Genomic DNA, 14,527 nt, shown 5'->3' with positions numbered 1-14,527 from the left:
TGGGCCGCGGGTCGGTCAGAGCGTCGGCGGATCCACCTGGACCCGCACCGGGTCGAGCCGCCGCGCGGAGCGCACCCGCTGGAGCTCGCCGAGCGCTTCGGTGAGCTTGGTGCCGAGCGCCCGCGGGACGCGTACGACCGCGCGCAGCCGGGGATCACCTGTCGAGGTCGGCTCGGCGGGCACGGGGCCGAGCACCTCGGCTCCCGGCGGGAGCGCGAGCAGGGTGAGCGCGTCGTCGAGCGCCCCGGGGGTGCCGGTGATGGTGGCCAGCCGCGAGGCCGGCGGCAGGTGGGCCTCCTGGCGGGCGGCCGCCTCCCGCTGGGCGAAGCCGGGCTGGTCCCAGCGCACCAGCGCCTGCAGCACCGGAAGGCCGGGGTCACCGACGACCAAGACCCGGCCGCCGGGCCGGACGAGTCCGGCGGCGTTGCTCCAGCGCCGCAGCGCCTCCTCGTCGGTGCGCAGGTCGGGCCGCCCCAGCAGCAGCCAGGTGTCGAGCATCAGCACCGCGGCGTAGCCGCTGGGCGTGCCCGGTTCTCCCGCGACCACCGGCTCGGCGCCGATGGTCGCGACGACGATCGCGGGTGTGTCCGGCACCGTCTGGCGGACCGACCCCGCCGAGGAGGTCACCACCCGCACACCGGCGAAGGAACGGCCCATCTCCTCGGCGGTGCGCGCCTCGCCGATGACCGGGGCGCGCAGCCCGACGCCGCCACATGCTCCGCAGGACCAGGACGCCTCCACGTGACCGCACCAGCCGCACGTCGGCGGCGCCGCGGGCCCGCCCAGCTGCAGCGGCCCTTGACAGGAGGAGCACCTGGCCGGCGTACGGCAGCGGTCGCAGGCCAGCGAGGCGGCATAGCCGCGGCGCGGGGTCTGCAGCAGGACCGGTCCGGTGGCGAGCGCGGCGCGGATCACCTCGTGGGCCTCGCGCGGCACCCGGGAGGCGCGGGTGAGCGGGTCCTTCTCGAGGTCGAAGTCGGTGTCGCCGGTGATCTCGACACTCACCCGCTCGCGAGCCAGCGCGCGGGTCGGGCGGATCTCCTGAGCCCAGCCGGTCTCGGTCAGGAACCCGGCCTCGACGGTGCGCGCGAAGCCACCGACGAGGGCGGCGGCCTGCTCCTGCTCGGCTCTCAGCAGGAGCACGTCACGCGCGTGCGGGTAGGGCGCACGCTGCTCGGCCAGCAGGTCGTCGCCGTCGTCCCACACGACGACCAGTCCCAGATCGTGCACCGGCGCGAAGGCCGCGGCCCGGGTGCCGATCGCGACCTTCACCGCACCGCGGGAGACCCGCAGGAACTCGCGGTAGCGCGAGGCCGGCCCGGCGTCGGCGGCCAGCACGGCGTGCTGCCCCTCCCCCAGCACCCGCGTCATCGCGGTGTCGAGGCGCGCCAGGTCCTTCCAGTCCGGCACCACGACCAGCGCGCCCCGCCCGGAGGCGAGCGTCGCCGCGACCGCATGGGCGATCAGGTCGGCGTGGTCGGTGCCGGCCGCGGCGTGCCACACCGCGCGTGGGCTGCCGCCGGAGGCGAGATGGCGCAGGAACGCGGCCGCCGGCTCGTGGCCCGCCCAGGCGGCGGTCGCGGCAGCCGAATCGAACAGGTTCGCCGCGGGGGCCGCCGGCGGGGTCTCCTTCTCGGTCGAGGCATGCCGGGGAGGGACGGCCAGCCGGAGCACGTCGGCCCGAGCGCCGGCGTAGCGCTTGGCCACCGACTCGCTCAGCGCCGCCACCTGCGGCGTCAGGACTACCTCGGGGCTGACCACACGCTTGAGGGGCTGCAGCTTGGAGTGCTCGGAGGCCTCGGCCCGGGCCACGACGTAGCCGTCGACGTCCTTGGGGCCGAACCGCACCTTGACCCGCACCCCGGGCTGAGCCTCCTGCGCCATGGCAGCCGGAACGGAATAGTCGAAGGGCCGGTCCAGGTGGGCCAGCGGCAGGTCGACCAGCACCTTCGCGACCGGGTCGACCTCGGCCAGCGACGCCTCCGCGGCCTTGCGCGCCCTGGTCGCGGCGGCCTTCGCGCGGCCCTCCTTGACCCGGTCGCGCACCAGCCCGGGCAGCTCGAGCTCGGCTGCCCCGGCTGACTCCTGCTGTCCCCGGCTCACAACCGCCATTTCTATCAGCCTGCGCCGACAAGGGTCGGCCCTGTCGGGCCGACCGGGTGGTTGGCTTGGAAACCAGCCGACACCCCGTCTCGATGAATGAGACAGGGCGTCGAGCTTGACGGGCACTTTGTGGACTTGACGGGTGTTTCAGTGCCTGTCAAGTCCAGGGATACCCGGTCGACCGGGTATCCCTGGGGCGCCGGATCAAGCGCCCGCGGCGGCCTTGAGCGCGTCGGCGCGGTCGGTGCGCTCCCAGGTGAACTCGGGGAGCTCGCGACCGAAGTGACCGTAGGCGGCGGTCTTGGCGTAGATCGGGCGGAGCAGGTCGAGGTCACGCAGGATCGCGGCCGGGCGCAGGTCGAAGACCTCCAGGACCGCCTTCTGGATGTTGGCCTCGGGCACGGTGTGGGTGCCGAAGGTCTCCACGAAGACACCGACGGGCTGGGCCTTGCCGATGGCGTAGGCGACCTGGACCTCGGCGCGACGGGCGAGGCCCGCGGCGACGATGTTCTTGGCCACCCAGCGCATGGCGTACGCAGCCGAGCGGTCGACCTTCGACGGGTCCTTGCCGGAGAAGGCGCCGCCGCCGTGGCGGGCCATGCCGCCGTAGGTGTCGACGATGATCTTGCGGCCGGTCAGGCCGGCGTCACCCATCGGGCCACCGACGACGAAGCGACCGGTCGGGTTGATGTGGAGCTTGTAGCCGTCGAAGGGCACCGAGGACTTGAACTGCTCGAGCACCGGCTCGATGACGTACTTCTTGATGTCGGCGTGGAGCTGCTCCTGGGTCGTCTCCTCCGAGTGCTGCGTGGAGAGGACGACGGTGTCGACGCGGACCGCCTTGTTCTCGTCGTCGTACTCGATGGTGACCTGCGTCTTGCCGTCGGGTCGCAGGTAGTCGAGGGTGCCGTCCTTGCGGACCGCGGTCAGCTTCTCGGCGAGGGTCTGCGCCATCTTGATGGGCAGCGGGAAGAGCTCGGGCGTGTCGTCGCAGGCGTAGCCGAACATCAGGCCCTGGTCGCCGGCGCCCTGCAGGTCGAGCTCGTCGATCGAGGTGTTGAGCCGATGCTCCTCGGCGGTGTCGACACCCTGCGCGATGTCCTGGCTCTGGGCACCGATGGCGACCTGGACCCCGCAGGAGTGGCCGTCGAAGCCCTTGAGGGAGGAGTCGTAGCCGATATCGAGGATCTTCTGGCGCACGAGCTGGGCGACCGGCGCGTAGGCGTCGGTGGTCACCTCGCCGGCGACCACGACCAGGCCGGTGGTGAGCAGGGTCTCGACAGCCACCCGGCTCTTGGGGTCGTGCTCGAGCAGGTAGTCGAGCACGGTGTCGCTGATCTGGTCGGCGATCTTGTCCGGGTGCCCCTCGGTCACCGACTCCGACGTGAAGAGACGTCCGGTCACGTGTTGCTCCGTTTCACAGGTTCATGTGGGTTGTTCTAGAAGACAGTCGTCAATCGTTCTGGTCGACAAACATAGACCCCGAACCCCAGGACTGCAGGGCGAGTCCTCATCGTGGCGCGTGGCGTGTCGTCAGTTTGCGCGATGTTCATCCAGCCGCAGCGCGATCTGGTCCCAGATCACCTCTGCGAGGGCGGACTTCGCCCCCTCCTGTACGTCGACGTGGCCTCCGTCGGCGCCCAGGATGACTGCCTTGTTGACCTCGCTGCCGAAGACCGCTCCGCCGCTGACGTCGTTGACGACGAGCAGGTCGCAACCCTTCCGCTTCAGCTTGGCCGCGGCCAGGTCGAGCACCGACCCGGTCTCGTCCCCGGTCTCGGCCGCGAAGCCCACCACGACCTGACCGGGCTTGGTCCGGTTGTGGGAGATCTCGGCCAGGATGTCGGGGTTCTGCATCAGCTCGATCGTCGGCGCCGACCCGTCGGCGGCCTTCTTGATCTTGGCCTCGCTCACGCCGGTCGGGCGGAAGTCCGCGGGTGCTGCGGCCATCACCACCGCGTCCGCACCGGCGGCCGCCGAGACCACCGCGTCGCGGAGCTCGGAGGTCGATCCGACGCGTACGACCTTCATGCCGGCCGGGTCGGGCAGGGTCACGTTGGCGGCGACCAGGGTCACCTCAGCGCCACGGGCGGCCGCAGCACGCGCGATGGCGTAGCCCTGCAGGCCCGAGGAGCGGTTGCCGAGGTAGCGGACCGGGTCCAGGTATTCGCGGGTGCCACCGGCCGAGACGACCACGTGGCGGCCGGCCAGGTCGGCGTCGGCACCGTGGGCGAGCACCGCCCGGGAGAGCTCGAAGATCTCGGCCGGCTCGGGCAGCCGGCCCTTGCCGGTGTCCTTGCCGGTCAGCCGGCCCTCGGCGGGCTCGATGACGATGTTGCCGCGCTCGCGCAGGGTGGCGACGTTGGCCTGCGTGGCCGGGTGCTCCCACATCTCGGTGTGCATCGCCGGGGCGAAGACGACCGGGCAGCGCGCGGTGAGGAGTACGTTGCTCAGCAGGTCGTCGGCGAGGCCGTGGGCGGCGCGGGCGAGCGTGTTGGCGGTCGCAGGCGCGACCACGACGAGGTCGGCCTGCTGTCCGATGCGAACGTGCGGGACCTCGGTGATGTTCTCGAAGACGCCGGTGGCGATCTCCTTGCCCGACAGCGCCGCCCAGGTGGGGGCGCCGACGAACTCGAGGGCAGAGGCCGTGGGGACCACGGTCACGTCATGGCCGGACTCGGTGAACCGGCGCAGCAGCTCGGCCGCCTTGTAGGCGGCGATGCCGCCGGCGACCCCTAAGACCACGTTCGGCCGCCGCTCGTCGTGAGCGGCGGCCGGTGTGGTGCTGTTGGTGGACAGCGAAGTGCCTAGATCAGGCGTCGGCGGCAGGCGCCTCGGCGGCCTGAGCAGCAGCCTGGGCGGCCAGCTCGGCCGGGTCGATGTCCTCGCAGGTCAGCAGGTCCTCGTTGATCTCGCGCAGCGCGATCGAGAGGGGCTTCTCCTGAACGTGGGTGTCCACGAGGGGGCCGACGTACTCCAGCAGGCCTTCGCCGAGCTGCGAGTAGTAGGCGTTGATCTGGCGAGCCCGCTGCGCGCTGTAGAGAACCAGCTTGTACTTGCTGTCGGTCTTCGTCAGCAGGTCGTCGATCGAGGGGTTGGTCACGCCCTGGGCGTCGATCTGAGGGGCAGCCACGTGAGCCTCACTTGTCGGCTTGGTTGGATTTACTTGCTCGGGAGCCCGAGCGTCATCAAGGTTACCAACTCATCGGCTGCCTGATGAACTTCGTGGTTCACGATGGTCACGTCGAACTCCTCCTCGGCCGCCAGCTCGACCCTCGCGGTCTCCAGGCGGCGCTCCCGCTCGGCCTCGGTCTCGGTGCCTCGACCGACCAGGCGGCGTACGAGCTCCTCCCAGCTGGGCGGAGCGAGGAAGACGAAGATCGCCTCGGGCATGGTCTCGCGTACGAGCCGAGCGCCCTGCAGGTCGATCTCCAGCATCGCGGGCCGGCCCTCGGCCAGGGCCTTCTCGACCGGTCCGCGCGGGGTGCCGTAGCGAGCCATGTTGTGGACCGTGGCCCACTCCAGCAGCTCGCCTCCGGCGATCATGGCGTCGAACTCCTCGTCGGAGACGAAGAGGTAGTGCACCCCGTCGACCTCGCCGGGGCGAGGCTTCCGGGTCGTCGCCGAGACGGACAAGAAGACCTCGGGGTGGTCGTTGCGGACCGCCGCGGCGACGGTGCCCTTGCCGACCGCGGTCGGACCGGCCAGCACGACCAGTCTCTTCTCGTGGCCTTCGGGTCCGGCGGTGGTCTTCTCGTCCGTCATCAGACTCATCGGCGAGCGAACTCCTCGACCAGCGCGGCCACCTGCTTGGGGCCGAGGCCCTGCACACGGCGGCTCATCGCGATGCCGAGACGCTCCATCATCTGGGTTGCCCGCACCTCACCGAGGCCGGGGTGGGAGGTCAGCAGGTCGATGACCTTCATCTTTCCGACGACCTCGTTCCGCTTGCCCTCCTCGATGACCTCGAGGACGGACATGCCGCCAGTGCGGACCTTGTTCTTGACAGCAGCCCGCTCCTGGCGCGAGGCCGCGGCTTTCGCCAGCGCGGCAGCGCGCTGTTCAGGGGTGATGTCCGGAGGCAGAGCCACGAAGACTCCCTTTCACGATCAGATGTAGTCAACAGGCCAACCGGGTCGCGCGGTATCGGGATCGTGCCCCCCGGCTGGGCGCTGGAAGTAAGCGCTCGCGCCAATCTAGCCATTACGTTGCCGGGGCGGCAATCGGGGTCGCCTAAGAGATTGCGCGGGGGTGACCTGTTCCGGCGTCCACGGCTTCACAGGGTCAGCGAGGTGTGGCAGACGTCGCGGGCCTGCTGCTGGACGCGTACGGACGCCTGCTGGGTCTTCTTGCTGCTCACAGCCGTGGCGGCGTCGGCGATCCGCTTCGCCTCGGCCTGGCTGACACCCTCGGGCGGCTTGCCGTTCTCGAAGTCGTCGGCACTGACGCCGGCCTTCTCCAGGGCGGCGTCGAGATCGCCGACGACGGTGGTGAGCCGCGTCCAGTCCTTCTCGATGTCGTCGGGCGCGTTGCGCTCGAGGTCCTTGAAGATCGGCAGCGCGGCGATCAGCCCGCTCGGGCCGCCCTCCCCCAGCGTGTCCGTCAGCTCCTGCTGGTGGTCCTTCAGCGACGTGCAGTAGTCGTCGATCGGGTCGCCACCGCAGGCCGTCAGGCATGCGGTCAGGCTCGCGGCGAGGAGTGGTGCGACGAGGAGCTGGGCCACCCGGAGACTGGTCATCTGGTCAGTGTGCCAGCGCCCAGGGATACCCGGTCGACCGGGTATCCCTGGACCTGACGGGTGTTTCAGTGCCCGTCAAGTCCAAGTTTTCCCGGTCGACCGGGTATCCCACACGCTCAGCCGAGCACGTCCCGCAGCCGCCGCGCCTCGTCCCGCAGCGCGGCCACGTCGGGGCCCTTGCGCAGCAGACCGCGGCTGGTGCTGGCGACGACGTTGGCGTTGGCGGGGCCGAAGATGCGGGCGAGGTCGGCCGGGGTGCCGCCCTGCTCGCCGAAGCCCGGCGCCAGGATGGGCCCGTTGAACCCGAAGTCGTACGCCACACCAGCACCGTCCGCCCCGCCGATCGTCGCGCCCACGACGGCGCCGAAGGAGCCCAGCGGCGACTCGCCGTCGTTGAGCCGGCGCAGGTGGTCGAGCATGACCTGGCCGACGCTGCGGCCGTCCTCGACCGTGGCGTGCTGCACCTCGGGGCCCTCCTTGTTGGAGGTGAGGGCGAGCACGAAGAGCCCGGCGTCGTGCTTCTCGGCGGTCGCGACGAACGGCGTCAGCGAGCCGAAGCCGAGGTAGGGGCTCACCGTCACCGCGTCGGAGCCCAGCGGGCTGGCCGGGTCGAGGTAGGCGTCGGCGTAGGCCTGGCTGGTGGAGCCGATGTCGCCGCGCTTGATGTCGAGCAGCACCAGCGCTCCGGCAGCCTTCGACTCGGCGATGACCCGCTCGAGCACGGCGACGCCGCGGGAGCCGAACCGCTCGTAGAAGGCGCTCTGCGGCTTCACGACCGGGACGTGGGGCGCCAGGCCCTCGACCGCGGTCAGGGCGAACCTCTCCAGGCCGGCGAGGTCGTCGTCGAGGCCCCAGTCGTGGAGCAGCGAGGCGTGCGGGTCGATCCCGGCACAGAGCCGGCCGCGCTCGGCGAGGGCGGCGGCGTAGCGGGCGCCGAAGGCGGTCATCGGGCCCCCACCCCGCTGGCGATGCGGCGAGCGTAGAGCGGGCCCTCGTAGATGAACCCGGTGTAACCCTGGAGCAGGTCGGCACCGGCGGCGAGCCGCTCGCGGGCGTCCTCGACGGTGGAGATGCCGCCGACGCCCACCAGGGTCGTCTCAGGGCTCACCCGGCTGCGCAGCAGCCGCAGGACGTCGAGCGCGCGCGTCTTGAGCGGGGCGCCGGAGAGACCGCCGGCACCGGCCGCGGTGATCTCCTTCGGCGAAGAGGCGAGGCCCTCGCGACCGATCGTGGTGTTGGTCGCGATGATCCCGTCCAGACCGATCGCCATCGCCAGGTCGGCGACCTCGACGACGTCGGAGTCGGCGAGGTCGGGCGCGATCTTGACCAGCAGCGGGACCCGGTGCTTGGTGACCTGGTCGGCGATCGAGCGGACGTGCTCCAGCAGCGGCTGCAGCTTCTCCACCGACTGCAACGTGCGCAGACCGGGCGTGTTGGGCGAGGAGACGTTGACGACCAGGTAGTCGGCGTAAGGGGCCAGCAGGCGTGCCGACTTGGCGTAGTCGGCCTCGACGGCGGCCTGGTCGTCCTCGGGCACCACCTTGGTCTTGCCGATGTTGATGCCGAGGACCGGGCCGTCCGGGACCGCGCCGCCGCGCCGCTCAAGCCGGCTGGCCAAGCGTGCGGCGACCGCCTCGGCGCCGTCGTTGTTGAAGCCCATCCGGTTGATGACCGCACGGTCGGCCGGCAACCGGAACAGGCGCGGGGCCGGGTTGCCCGGCTGGCCCTCACCGGTGACCGTGCCGATCTCCACGTGGCCGAACCCGAGGCCGCCGAGCGCGTCGATCCCGACCGCGTTCTTGTCGAAGCCCGCGGCCAGACCGATCACGTTGGGAAAGGTCAGCCCCATCGCGTGCACGGGGGAACCCGGCGTACGCGCCTTGGCCAACGCCGGACCGGCGGCCCGGATCGCGGCGAAGGCCTGCTGGTGGGCACGCTCCGGGTCCGTCCGGGTCAGGACCTTGTCGAACAGCGTCCGGTAGGCCTTCACTTGGCGGACACCCCGCCGTCGTGGTGGCCGACCAGGTCGCGCCACTCCTGCAGGCTGCGCACGTCGATGTCGCCGCGTCGCAGCGCCTCGATGCCCTGCACCGCGGCGCCGAGACCCTGGACCGTGGTGATGCAGGCGATGTTGGCCATCACCGCTGCGGTGCGGATCTCGTAGCCGTCCATGCGGGCCGACTTGGCGTTGGAGGTGCCGTTGGGCGTGTTGATGACCAGGTCGACCTCACCGGCGAGGATCCGCTGGACGGTCGTCTTCTCGCCGTCGGGACCCACGCCCTCGGAGTGCTTGCGCATCTGCCGGGTGGCGACGCCGTTGCGGCGCAGCACCTCGGCAGTGCCCTCGGTCGCGAAGATCTCGAAGCCGTGGTCGGCGAGCACCTTGATCGGGAAGATCATGGTGCGCTTGTCGCGGTTGGCCATCGAGACGAAGATGCGGCCACGGGTCGGCAGCGGGCCGAACGCACCCGACTGGCTCTTGGCGAAGGCGCGGCCGAAGTCGGAGTCGAGCCCCATCACCTCGCCGGTCGACTTCATCTCCGGGCCGAGCACGGTGTCGACCTGCTTGCCCTCGGGCGTGCGGAACCGGTTGAACGGCATGACCGCTTCCTTGACCGCGATCGGCTGGTGCGGGGGCAGCGCTCCCCCGTCGCCGGTCGCCGGGAGCACTCCGGCCGTGCGCAGCTCCTCGATCGACTCGCCGAGCATCACCCGGGCCGCGGCCTTGGCCAGCGGGGTCGCCGTCGCCTTGGAGACGAACGGGACGGTGCGGGAGGCGCGCGGGTTGGCCTCGATGACATAGAGCACGTCGGAGCCGAGCGCGTACTGGATGTTGAGCAGGCCGCGTACGCCGACGCCGACCGCGATCGCCAGGGTGGCCTTGCGGATCCGCTCCACCTCGGCGGCACCGAGAGTGATCGGCGGCAGCGCGCAGGAGGAGTCGCCGGAGTGGATCCCGGCCTCCTCGATGTGCTCCATGACGCCGCCGAGGAAGAGCTCGTTGCCGTCGTAGAGGGCGTCGACGTCGATCTCGACCGCGTCGTCGACGAACTTGTCGACCATCACCGGCTTGTCGGGGGTGACCTCGGTAGCCGCCTCGATGTAGGACCGCAGCGCCTCGTCGTCGTAGACGATCTGCATGCCGCGGCCGCCGAGGACGTAGGAGGGGCGCACCAGGACCGGGTAGCCGATCTCGGCGGCGATCTCGCGGGCCTCGTTGAAGGTGGTGGCCATGCCGTGCTTCGGCGCCACCAGGCCGGCCTCGTGGAGGACGCGGCCGAAGGCGCCGCGCTCCTCGGCGAGGTGGATCGCCTCGGGGCTGGTGCCGACGATCGGCACGCCGTTGTCCTTGAGCGCCTGCGCGAGACCGAGCGGGGTCTGGCCGCCGAGCTGGCAGATGACGCCGACGACCGGGCCGGCCGCCTGCTCGGCGTGGACGATCTCGAGCACGTCCTCGAGGGTGAGCGGCTCGAAGTAGAGCCGGTCGGAGGTGTCGTAGTCGGTCGAGACCGTCTCCGGGTTGCAGTTGACCATCACGGTCTCGTAGCCGGCCTCGCTCAGCGCGAGGGAGGCGTGCACGCAGGAGTAGTCGAACTCGATCCCCTGGCCGATCCGGTTGGGGCCGGAGCCGAGGATGATGACCGCCTCCTTCTCCCGGGGGGCCACCTCGGTCTCCTCGTCGTAGGAGGAGTAGTGGTAGGGCGTACGTGCCGCGAACTCCGCCGCGCAGGTGTCGACGGTCTTGTAGACCGGGCGGATCCCGAGGGCGTGCCGCACGCCGCGGACGACGTCGGCGGTCATGCCGCGCATCTTGCCGAGCTGGTAGTCGGAGAAGCCGTGGCGCTTGGCGTAGCGGAGCACGTCGGCGGTGAGCTCGGGCGCGGCGATGATCTCCTGCGCGATCTCGTTGATCAGGTAGAGCTGGTCGATGAACCAGGGGTCGATCTTGGTCGACTCGAAGATCTCCTCCGGCGTCGCACCGGCGCGGATCGTGTCCATGACCCGCTTGAGGCGACCGTCGGTGGGGAGCTTGATCTCCTCCAGGAGCGCCGGCTTGTCGAGCTCGACGACCTCCTGGGTCCAGTCGAAGACGGCCTCGGGCTTCTCCAGGCTGCGCAGCGCCTTCTGCAGCGCCTCGGTGAAGTTGCGGCCGATCGCCATCGCCTCGCCGACGCTCTTCATGTGGGTGGTCAGGGTGGTGTCGGCGCCCGGGAACTTCTCGAAGGCGAAGCGCGGGACCTTCACCACGACATAGTCGAGGGTCGGCTCGAACGATGCCGCGGTCGAGCCGTTGGGCCCGGCGGTGATGTCGTTCTCGATCTCGTCGAGGGTGTAGCCGATCGCGACCTTGGCGGCGATCTTGGCGATCGGGTAGCCGGTCGCCTTGGAGGCCAGGGCGCTCGAGCGGGAGACACGGGGGTTCATCTCGATGACGATGATCCGGCCATCGACCGGGTTGACCGCGTACTGGATGTTGCAGCCGCCGGTGTCCACGCCCACGGCTCGGATGATGCCGATCGCCAGGTCACGGAGCTTCTGGTACTCCCGGTCGGTCAGCGTCATCGCCGGGGCGACCGTGATCGAGTCGCCGGTGTGCACGCCCATCGGGTCGAGGTTCTCGATGGAGCAGACGATGACCGAGTTGTCCTTGCGGTCGCGCATGACCTCGAGCTCGTACTCCTTCCAGCCGAGGATCGACTCCTCCAGGAGCACCTCGGTGGTCGGGCTGGCCGCGAGGCCGGCACCGCCCAGGCGGCGCAGGTCCTCCTCGTCGAACGCGAAGCCGGAGCCGGAGCCGCCCATGGTGAAGCTCGGCCGGATGACGACCGGGTAGCCGAGCTCCTCGGCACCGGCGAGCAGGTCGTCCATGCTGTGGCAGATGACCGACTTGGCGCTCTCGCCGCCGAGCTCGGCGACGATCTTCTTGAACTCCTCGCGGTTCTCACCGCGCTGGATGGCGTCGATGCTCGCGCCGATGAGCTCGACGTCGTACTTCTCCAGGATGCCGCGCTCGTCGAGCGCCACCGCGCAGTTGAGCGCGGTCTGGCCGCCGAGGGTCGCCAGCAGCGCGTCGGGGCGCTCCTTGGCGATGACCTTCTCGACGAACTCCGGGGTGATCGGCTCGACATAGGTCGCGTCGGCGAACTCCGGGTCGGTCATGATCGTGGCGGGGTTGGAGTTGACCAGGACGACCCGGATCCCCTCCTCGCGCAGCACGCGACAGGCCTGGGTGCCGGAGTAGTCGAACTCACAGGCCTGGCCGATGACGATCGGGCCGGAGCCGATCACGAGCACGGACTTGATGTCTTCGCGCTTGGGCATCGCTCAGACCTCCTTCGCCATCAGAGAGATGAACCGGTCGAAGAGGTAGGCGGCATCGTGCGGGCCGGCCGCTGCCTCCGGGTGGTACTGGACGGAGAAGCCCTTGAGCTTCCCGGTCTCGGCGTCCTTGAGCTCGAGACCCTCGACGCAGTCGTCGTTGAGGTTGACGTGGGAGACGGTCGCGATGCCGAACTCGGTCTTCGTCTCCTCGCCGACCGGTGCGTCGACGGCGAAGCCGTGGTTGTGGGCGGTCACCTCGACCTTGCGGGTGGTGAGGTCCATGACCGGCTGGTTGATCCCGCGGTGGCCGTACTTGAGCTTGTACGTCCCGAAGCCGAGCGCCCGGCCGAAGAGCTGGTTGCCGAAGCAGATGCCGAAGTAGGGGATGCCCTCGGCCAGCGCCGACCGGAGCAGCTCCACCTGGGCGGTGGTCGCGGCCGGGTCACCGGGGCCGTTGGAGTAGAAGAGGCCGTCGGGGTTGACGGCGAGCACGTCCTCGAGCGTCGCGGTCGCCGGGAGCACGTGCACCTCGACGCCGCGCTCGGCCATCCGCTGCGGCGTCATCTCCTTGATGCCCAGGTCGAGGGCCGCGACGCGGAACCGCGGGCCCTCGGTGGTCGAGCCGGTCGAGACCGCGGGGACGACGTACGTCTCCTGGGTGCTGACCGCGTCGGAGAGGTTGGCGCCGCTCATCTCGGCGGAGGCGAGCACCTTCTTCAGCAGGACCTCGGGGTCGGTCTCGACCGTGGAGATCCCGACGCGCATCGCGCCGCGCTCGCGCAGGTGGCGGGTCAGGGCGCGGGTGTCGATCCCGCTGATGCCGACCACGGACTGCGCACGCAGCTCGTCGTCGAGGCTGCGCTCGGCGCGCCAGCTCGAGGAGACACGGGCGGGGTCGCGCACGACGTACCCGGCCACCCAGATCTTCTTCGACTCCGGGTCGTCGTCGTTCACGCCGGTGTTGCCGACGTGGGGCGCGGTCATGATGACCACCTGCTGGTGGTAGCTCGGGTCGGTGAGCGTCTCCTGGTAGCCGGTCATGCCGGTGGAGAAGACCGCCTCGCCGAAGGTCTCACCCTCGGCGCCGAACGACTCCCCCCGGAACGAGCGACCATCCTCGAGTACGAGGAGTGCTTCTTTGTGGGCATGCAGCGGCACGCCGTACCTCCTTCTCCGCCTCACGGGACGGTGCTTAAAGGATGTCGGTCAACTGATGGCGACAGTATCAGCGAGAAGCGCCCCGTCCGCAGTCGCCGGTCACGGGCTGGTCATCTCCACGCCTGGCCCGTGACCGACGCCACGTTGGTGTTGTTCGTGCGTCGTATGTGGGTGTGTCAGTTGTGCGAGTGGGGCGGCACGACCGCACCCTCGGACGGCTGCACGATGACGAAGCCCGCGCCCTGGAAGGCGACCTGGAAGGCTTCGCCGCTGCCTCGGCCGATCAGCGCACCGGCGGTGAACGACTTCTGCAGGCTGGTCTGCAGCCCCAGCGACCAGCCCACCACCGCGTTGGTGTCGGTGAAGGTAGGCGCCTCGGCGGCGTTGAGGACCACCGGCTCACCGTCGGTCGTCACCGCGACCCAGCCGGTGCCACGCAGGGTCGTGTTGAAGAGGCCGCCGGTCATGATGCCTGCGCCCTGGACCCGCTCGATGTTCCACTGCAGGCCGCCCGAGAAGGCGAGCACGTGGTCACCGTTGATCGAGATGCCGGAGTTGTTCAGCTGCAGGATGTGGACGTCCTTGGCCGCGTCGGCCAGGAAGACGTCACCCTGCCCCTCGACGCCCATCAGGCTCAGGCCCTCACCGGTGACGGCCTTCTTGAGGAACTTCCCGACGCCGCCGCCCTGGTACTTGAATTGGACGTTGCCCTGGTAGGCGACCATCGAGCCCTGGCGAGCCTGGAACGGCTCGCCGATGCGTACGCGCAGGAGCTTCTTGTTCTGCAGGACCGCACCATGGCCCTCGATCTCGGAGAAGCGGCCGTCGATCAGGTCACCGGAGATCCCGGCGAACGCGTCACCGGCCGGCTGGGCCTGCACCTGAGCATGGGCCTGCTGGGCATACTGCGCCGCCTGCGCCTGGGCGCTCTCGCCGTACGCACTCTGCCCGGCCTGCGCCTGGCCCGTCTGGCCCGCCTGGCCCGTCTGGGCGGCCTGCGCCGGCTGAGCCGAGCCGACCTGCGTCGGCGCCTCCTGCTCCACGGTCGCCTGAGGCGGCGTCAGGGGCGCCGTCGACTGCTGTCCGCCGGTGGAGACGTGCTCGGTCCACTGGCTCCCGTCGTAGTAGCGAAGCTCGGCCTGTCCGGTCGGGTCCGGGTACCACGCTGCGTCCGTCATCTCATCCCTTGAAAGCTCCGGCCGACCC

12 protein-coding genes are annotated in these 14,527 nt (G+C 70.4%); all 12 read right to left on the bottom strand.

Annotated features, from left to right (window positions below; genetic code table 11):
- Positions 1 to 15: 15 nt before the first annotated feature.
- Positions 16 to 2,112: a primosomal protein N' gene (locus IEY81_RS00805; protein ID WP_189116542.1), complete on the bottom strand. Its 2,097-nt coding sequence runs from the start codon at positions 2,110 to 2,112 to the stop codon at positions 16 to 18.
- 195 nt (positions 2,113 to 2,307) lie between these two features.
- Positions 2,308 to 3,507 (bottom strand): methionine adenosyltransferase, encoded by a 1,200-nt coding sequence (metK, locus tag IEY81_RS00800; protein ID WP_189116541.1) that lies wholly within the window; start codon positions 3,505 to 3,507, stop codon positions 2,308 to 2,310.
- A 129-nt stretch (positions 3,508 to 3,636) separates the two neighbouring features.
- The gene (gene coaBC / locus IEY81_RS00795) at positions 3,637 to 4,902 is read right to left on the bottom strand and encodes a bifunctional phosphopantothenoylcysteine decarboxylase/phosphopantothenate--cysteine ligase CoaBC (protein ID WP_506330870.1); all 1,266 of its coding nucleotides are present in this window, start codon (positions 4,900 to 4,902) and stop codon (positions 3,637 to 3,639) included.
- A gap of 13 nt (positions 4,903 to 4,915) precedes the next feature.
- The gene (rpoZ, locus tag IEY81_RS00790; protein WP_189116539.1) at positions 4,916 to 5,236 is read right to left on the bottom strand and encodes a DNA-directed RNA polymerase subunit omega; all 321 of its coding nucleotides are present in this window, start codon (positions 5,234 to 5,236) and stop codon (positions 4,916 to 4,918) included.
- A 29-nt stretch (positions 5,237 to 5,265) separates the two neighbouring features.
- Positions 5,266 to 5,877, bottom strand: coding sequence for a guanylate kinase (gene gmk, locus IEY81_RS00785; protein ID WP_229787135.1), 612 nt, complete (start codon positions 5,875 to 5,877; stop codon positions 5,266 to 5,268).
- The gene (gene mihF / locus IEY81_RS00780) at positions 5,874 to 6,194 is read right to left on the bottom strand and encodes an integration host factor, actinobacterial type (RefSeq protein WP_189116538.1); all 321 of its coding nucleotides are present in this window, start codon (positions 6,192 to 6,194) and stop codon (positions 5,874 to 5,876) included. The genes gmk and mihF overlap by 4 nt, the downstream gene beginning before the upstream one ends.
- A 185-nt stretch (positions 6,195 to 6,379) precedes the next feature.
- Entirely contained in the window at positions 6,380 to 6,841 is a 462-nt protein-coding gene (locus IEY81_RS00775) for a hypothetical protein (protein WP_189116537.1), read from the bottom strand.
- Positions 6,842 to 6,957: 116 nt separating this feature from the next.
- Positions 6,958 to 7,788: an orotidine-5'-phosphate decarboxylase gene (gene pyrF / locus IEY81_RS00770; protein ID WP_189116536.1), complete on the bottom strand. Its 831-nt coding sequence runs from the start codon at positions 7,786 to 7,788 to the stop codon at positions 6,958 to 6,960.
- Entirely contained in the window at positions 7,785 to 8,831 is a 1,047-nt protein-coding gene (locus tag IEY81_RS00765; protein WP_189116535.1) for a quinone-dependent dihydroorotate dehydrogenase, read from the bottom strand. Before IEY81_RS00765 ends, pyrF begins: the two co-directional genes overlap by 4 nt.
- Positions 8,828 to 12,163, bottom strand: coding sequence for a carbamoyl-phosphate synthase large subunit (gene carB / locus IEY81_RS00760; RefSeq protein ID WP_189116534.1), 3,336 nt, complete (start codon positions 12,161 to 12,163; stop codon positions 8,828 to 8,830). Before carB ends, IEY81_RS00765 begins: the two co-directional genes overlap by 4 nt.
- A 3-nt stretch (positions 12,164 to 12,166) precedes the next feature.
- Positions 12,167 to 13,321 carry a glutamine-hydrolyzing carbamoyl-phosphate synthase small subunit gene (gene carA, locus IEY81_RS00755; protein WP_189116533.1) on the bottom strand — a complete coding sequence of 385 codons (1,155 nt, stop codon included), beginning with the start codon at positions 13,319 to 13,321 and terminating at the stop codon, positions 12,167 to 12,169.
- A 176-nt stretch (positions 13,322 to 13,497) separates the two neighbouring features.
- The gene (locus IEY81_RS00750; protein WP_189116532.1) at positions 13,498 to 14,499 is read right to left on the bottom strand and encodes an AIM24 family protein; all 1,002 of its coding nucleotides are present in this window, start codon (positions 14,497 to 14,499) and stop codon (positions 13,498 to 13,500) included.
- Positions 14,500 to 14,527 lie beyond the last annotated feature (28 nt).

It is taken from the genome of Nocardioides luteus, from assembly GCF_014648595.1.
In the GTDB taxonomy this organism is placed as follows: Bacteria; Actinomycetota; Actinomycetes; order Propionibacteriales; family Nocardioidaceae; genus Nocardioides; species Nocardioides luteus.
The sequence above is the reverse complement of the archived record's forward strand: the minus strand, read 5'-3'. Positions and strand labels throughout refer to the sequence as shown.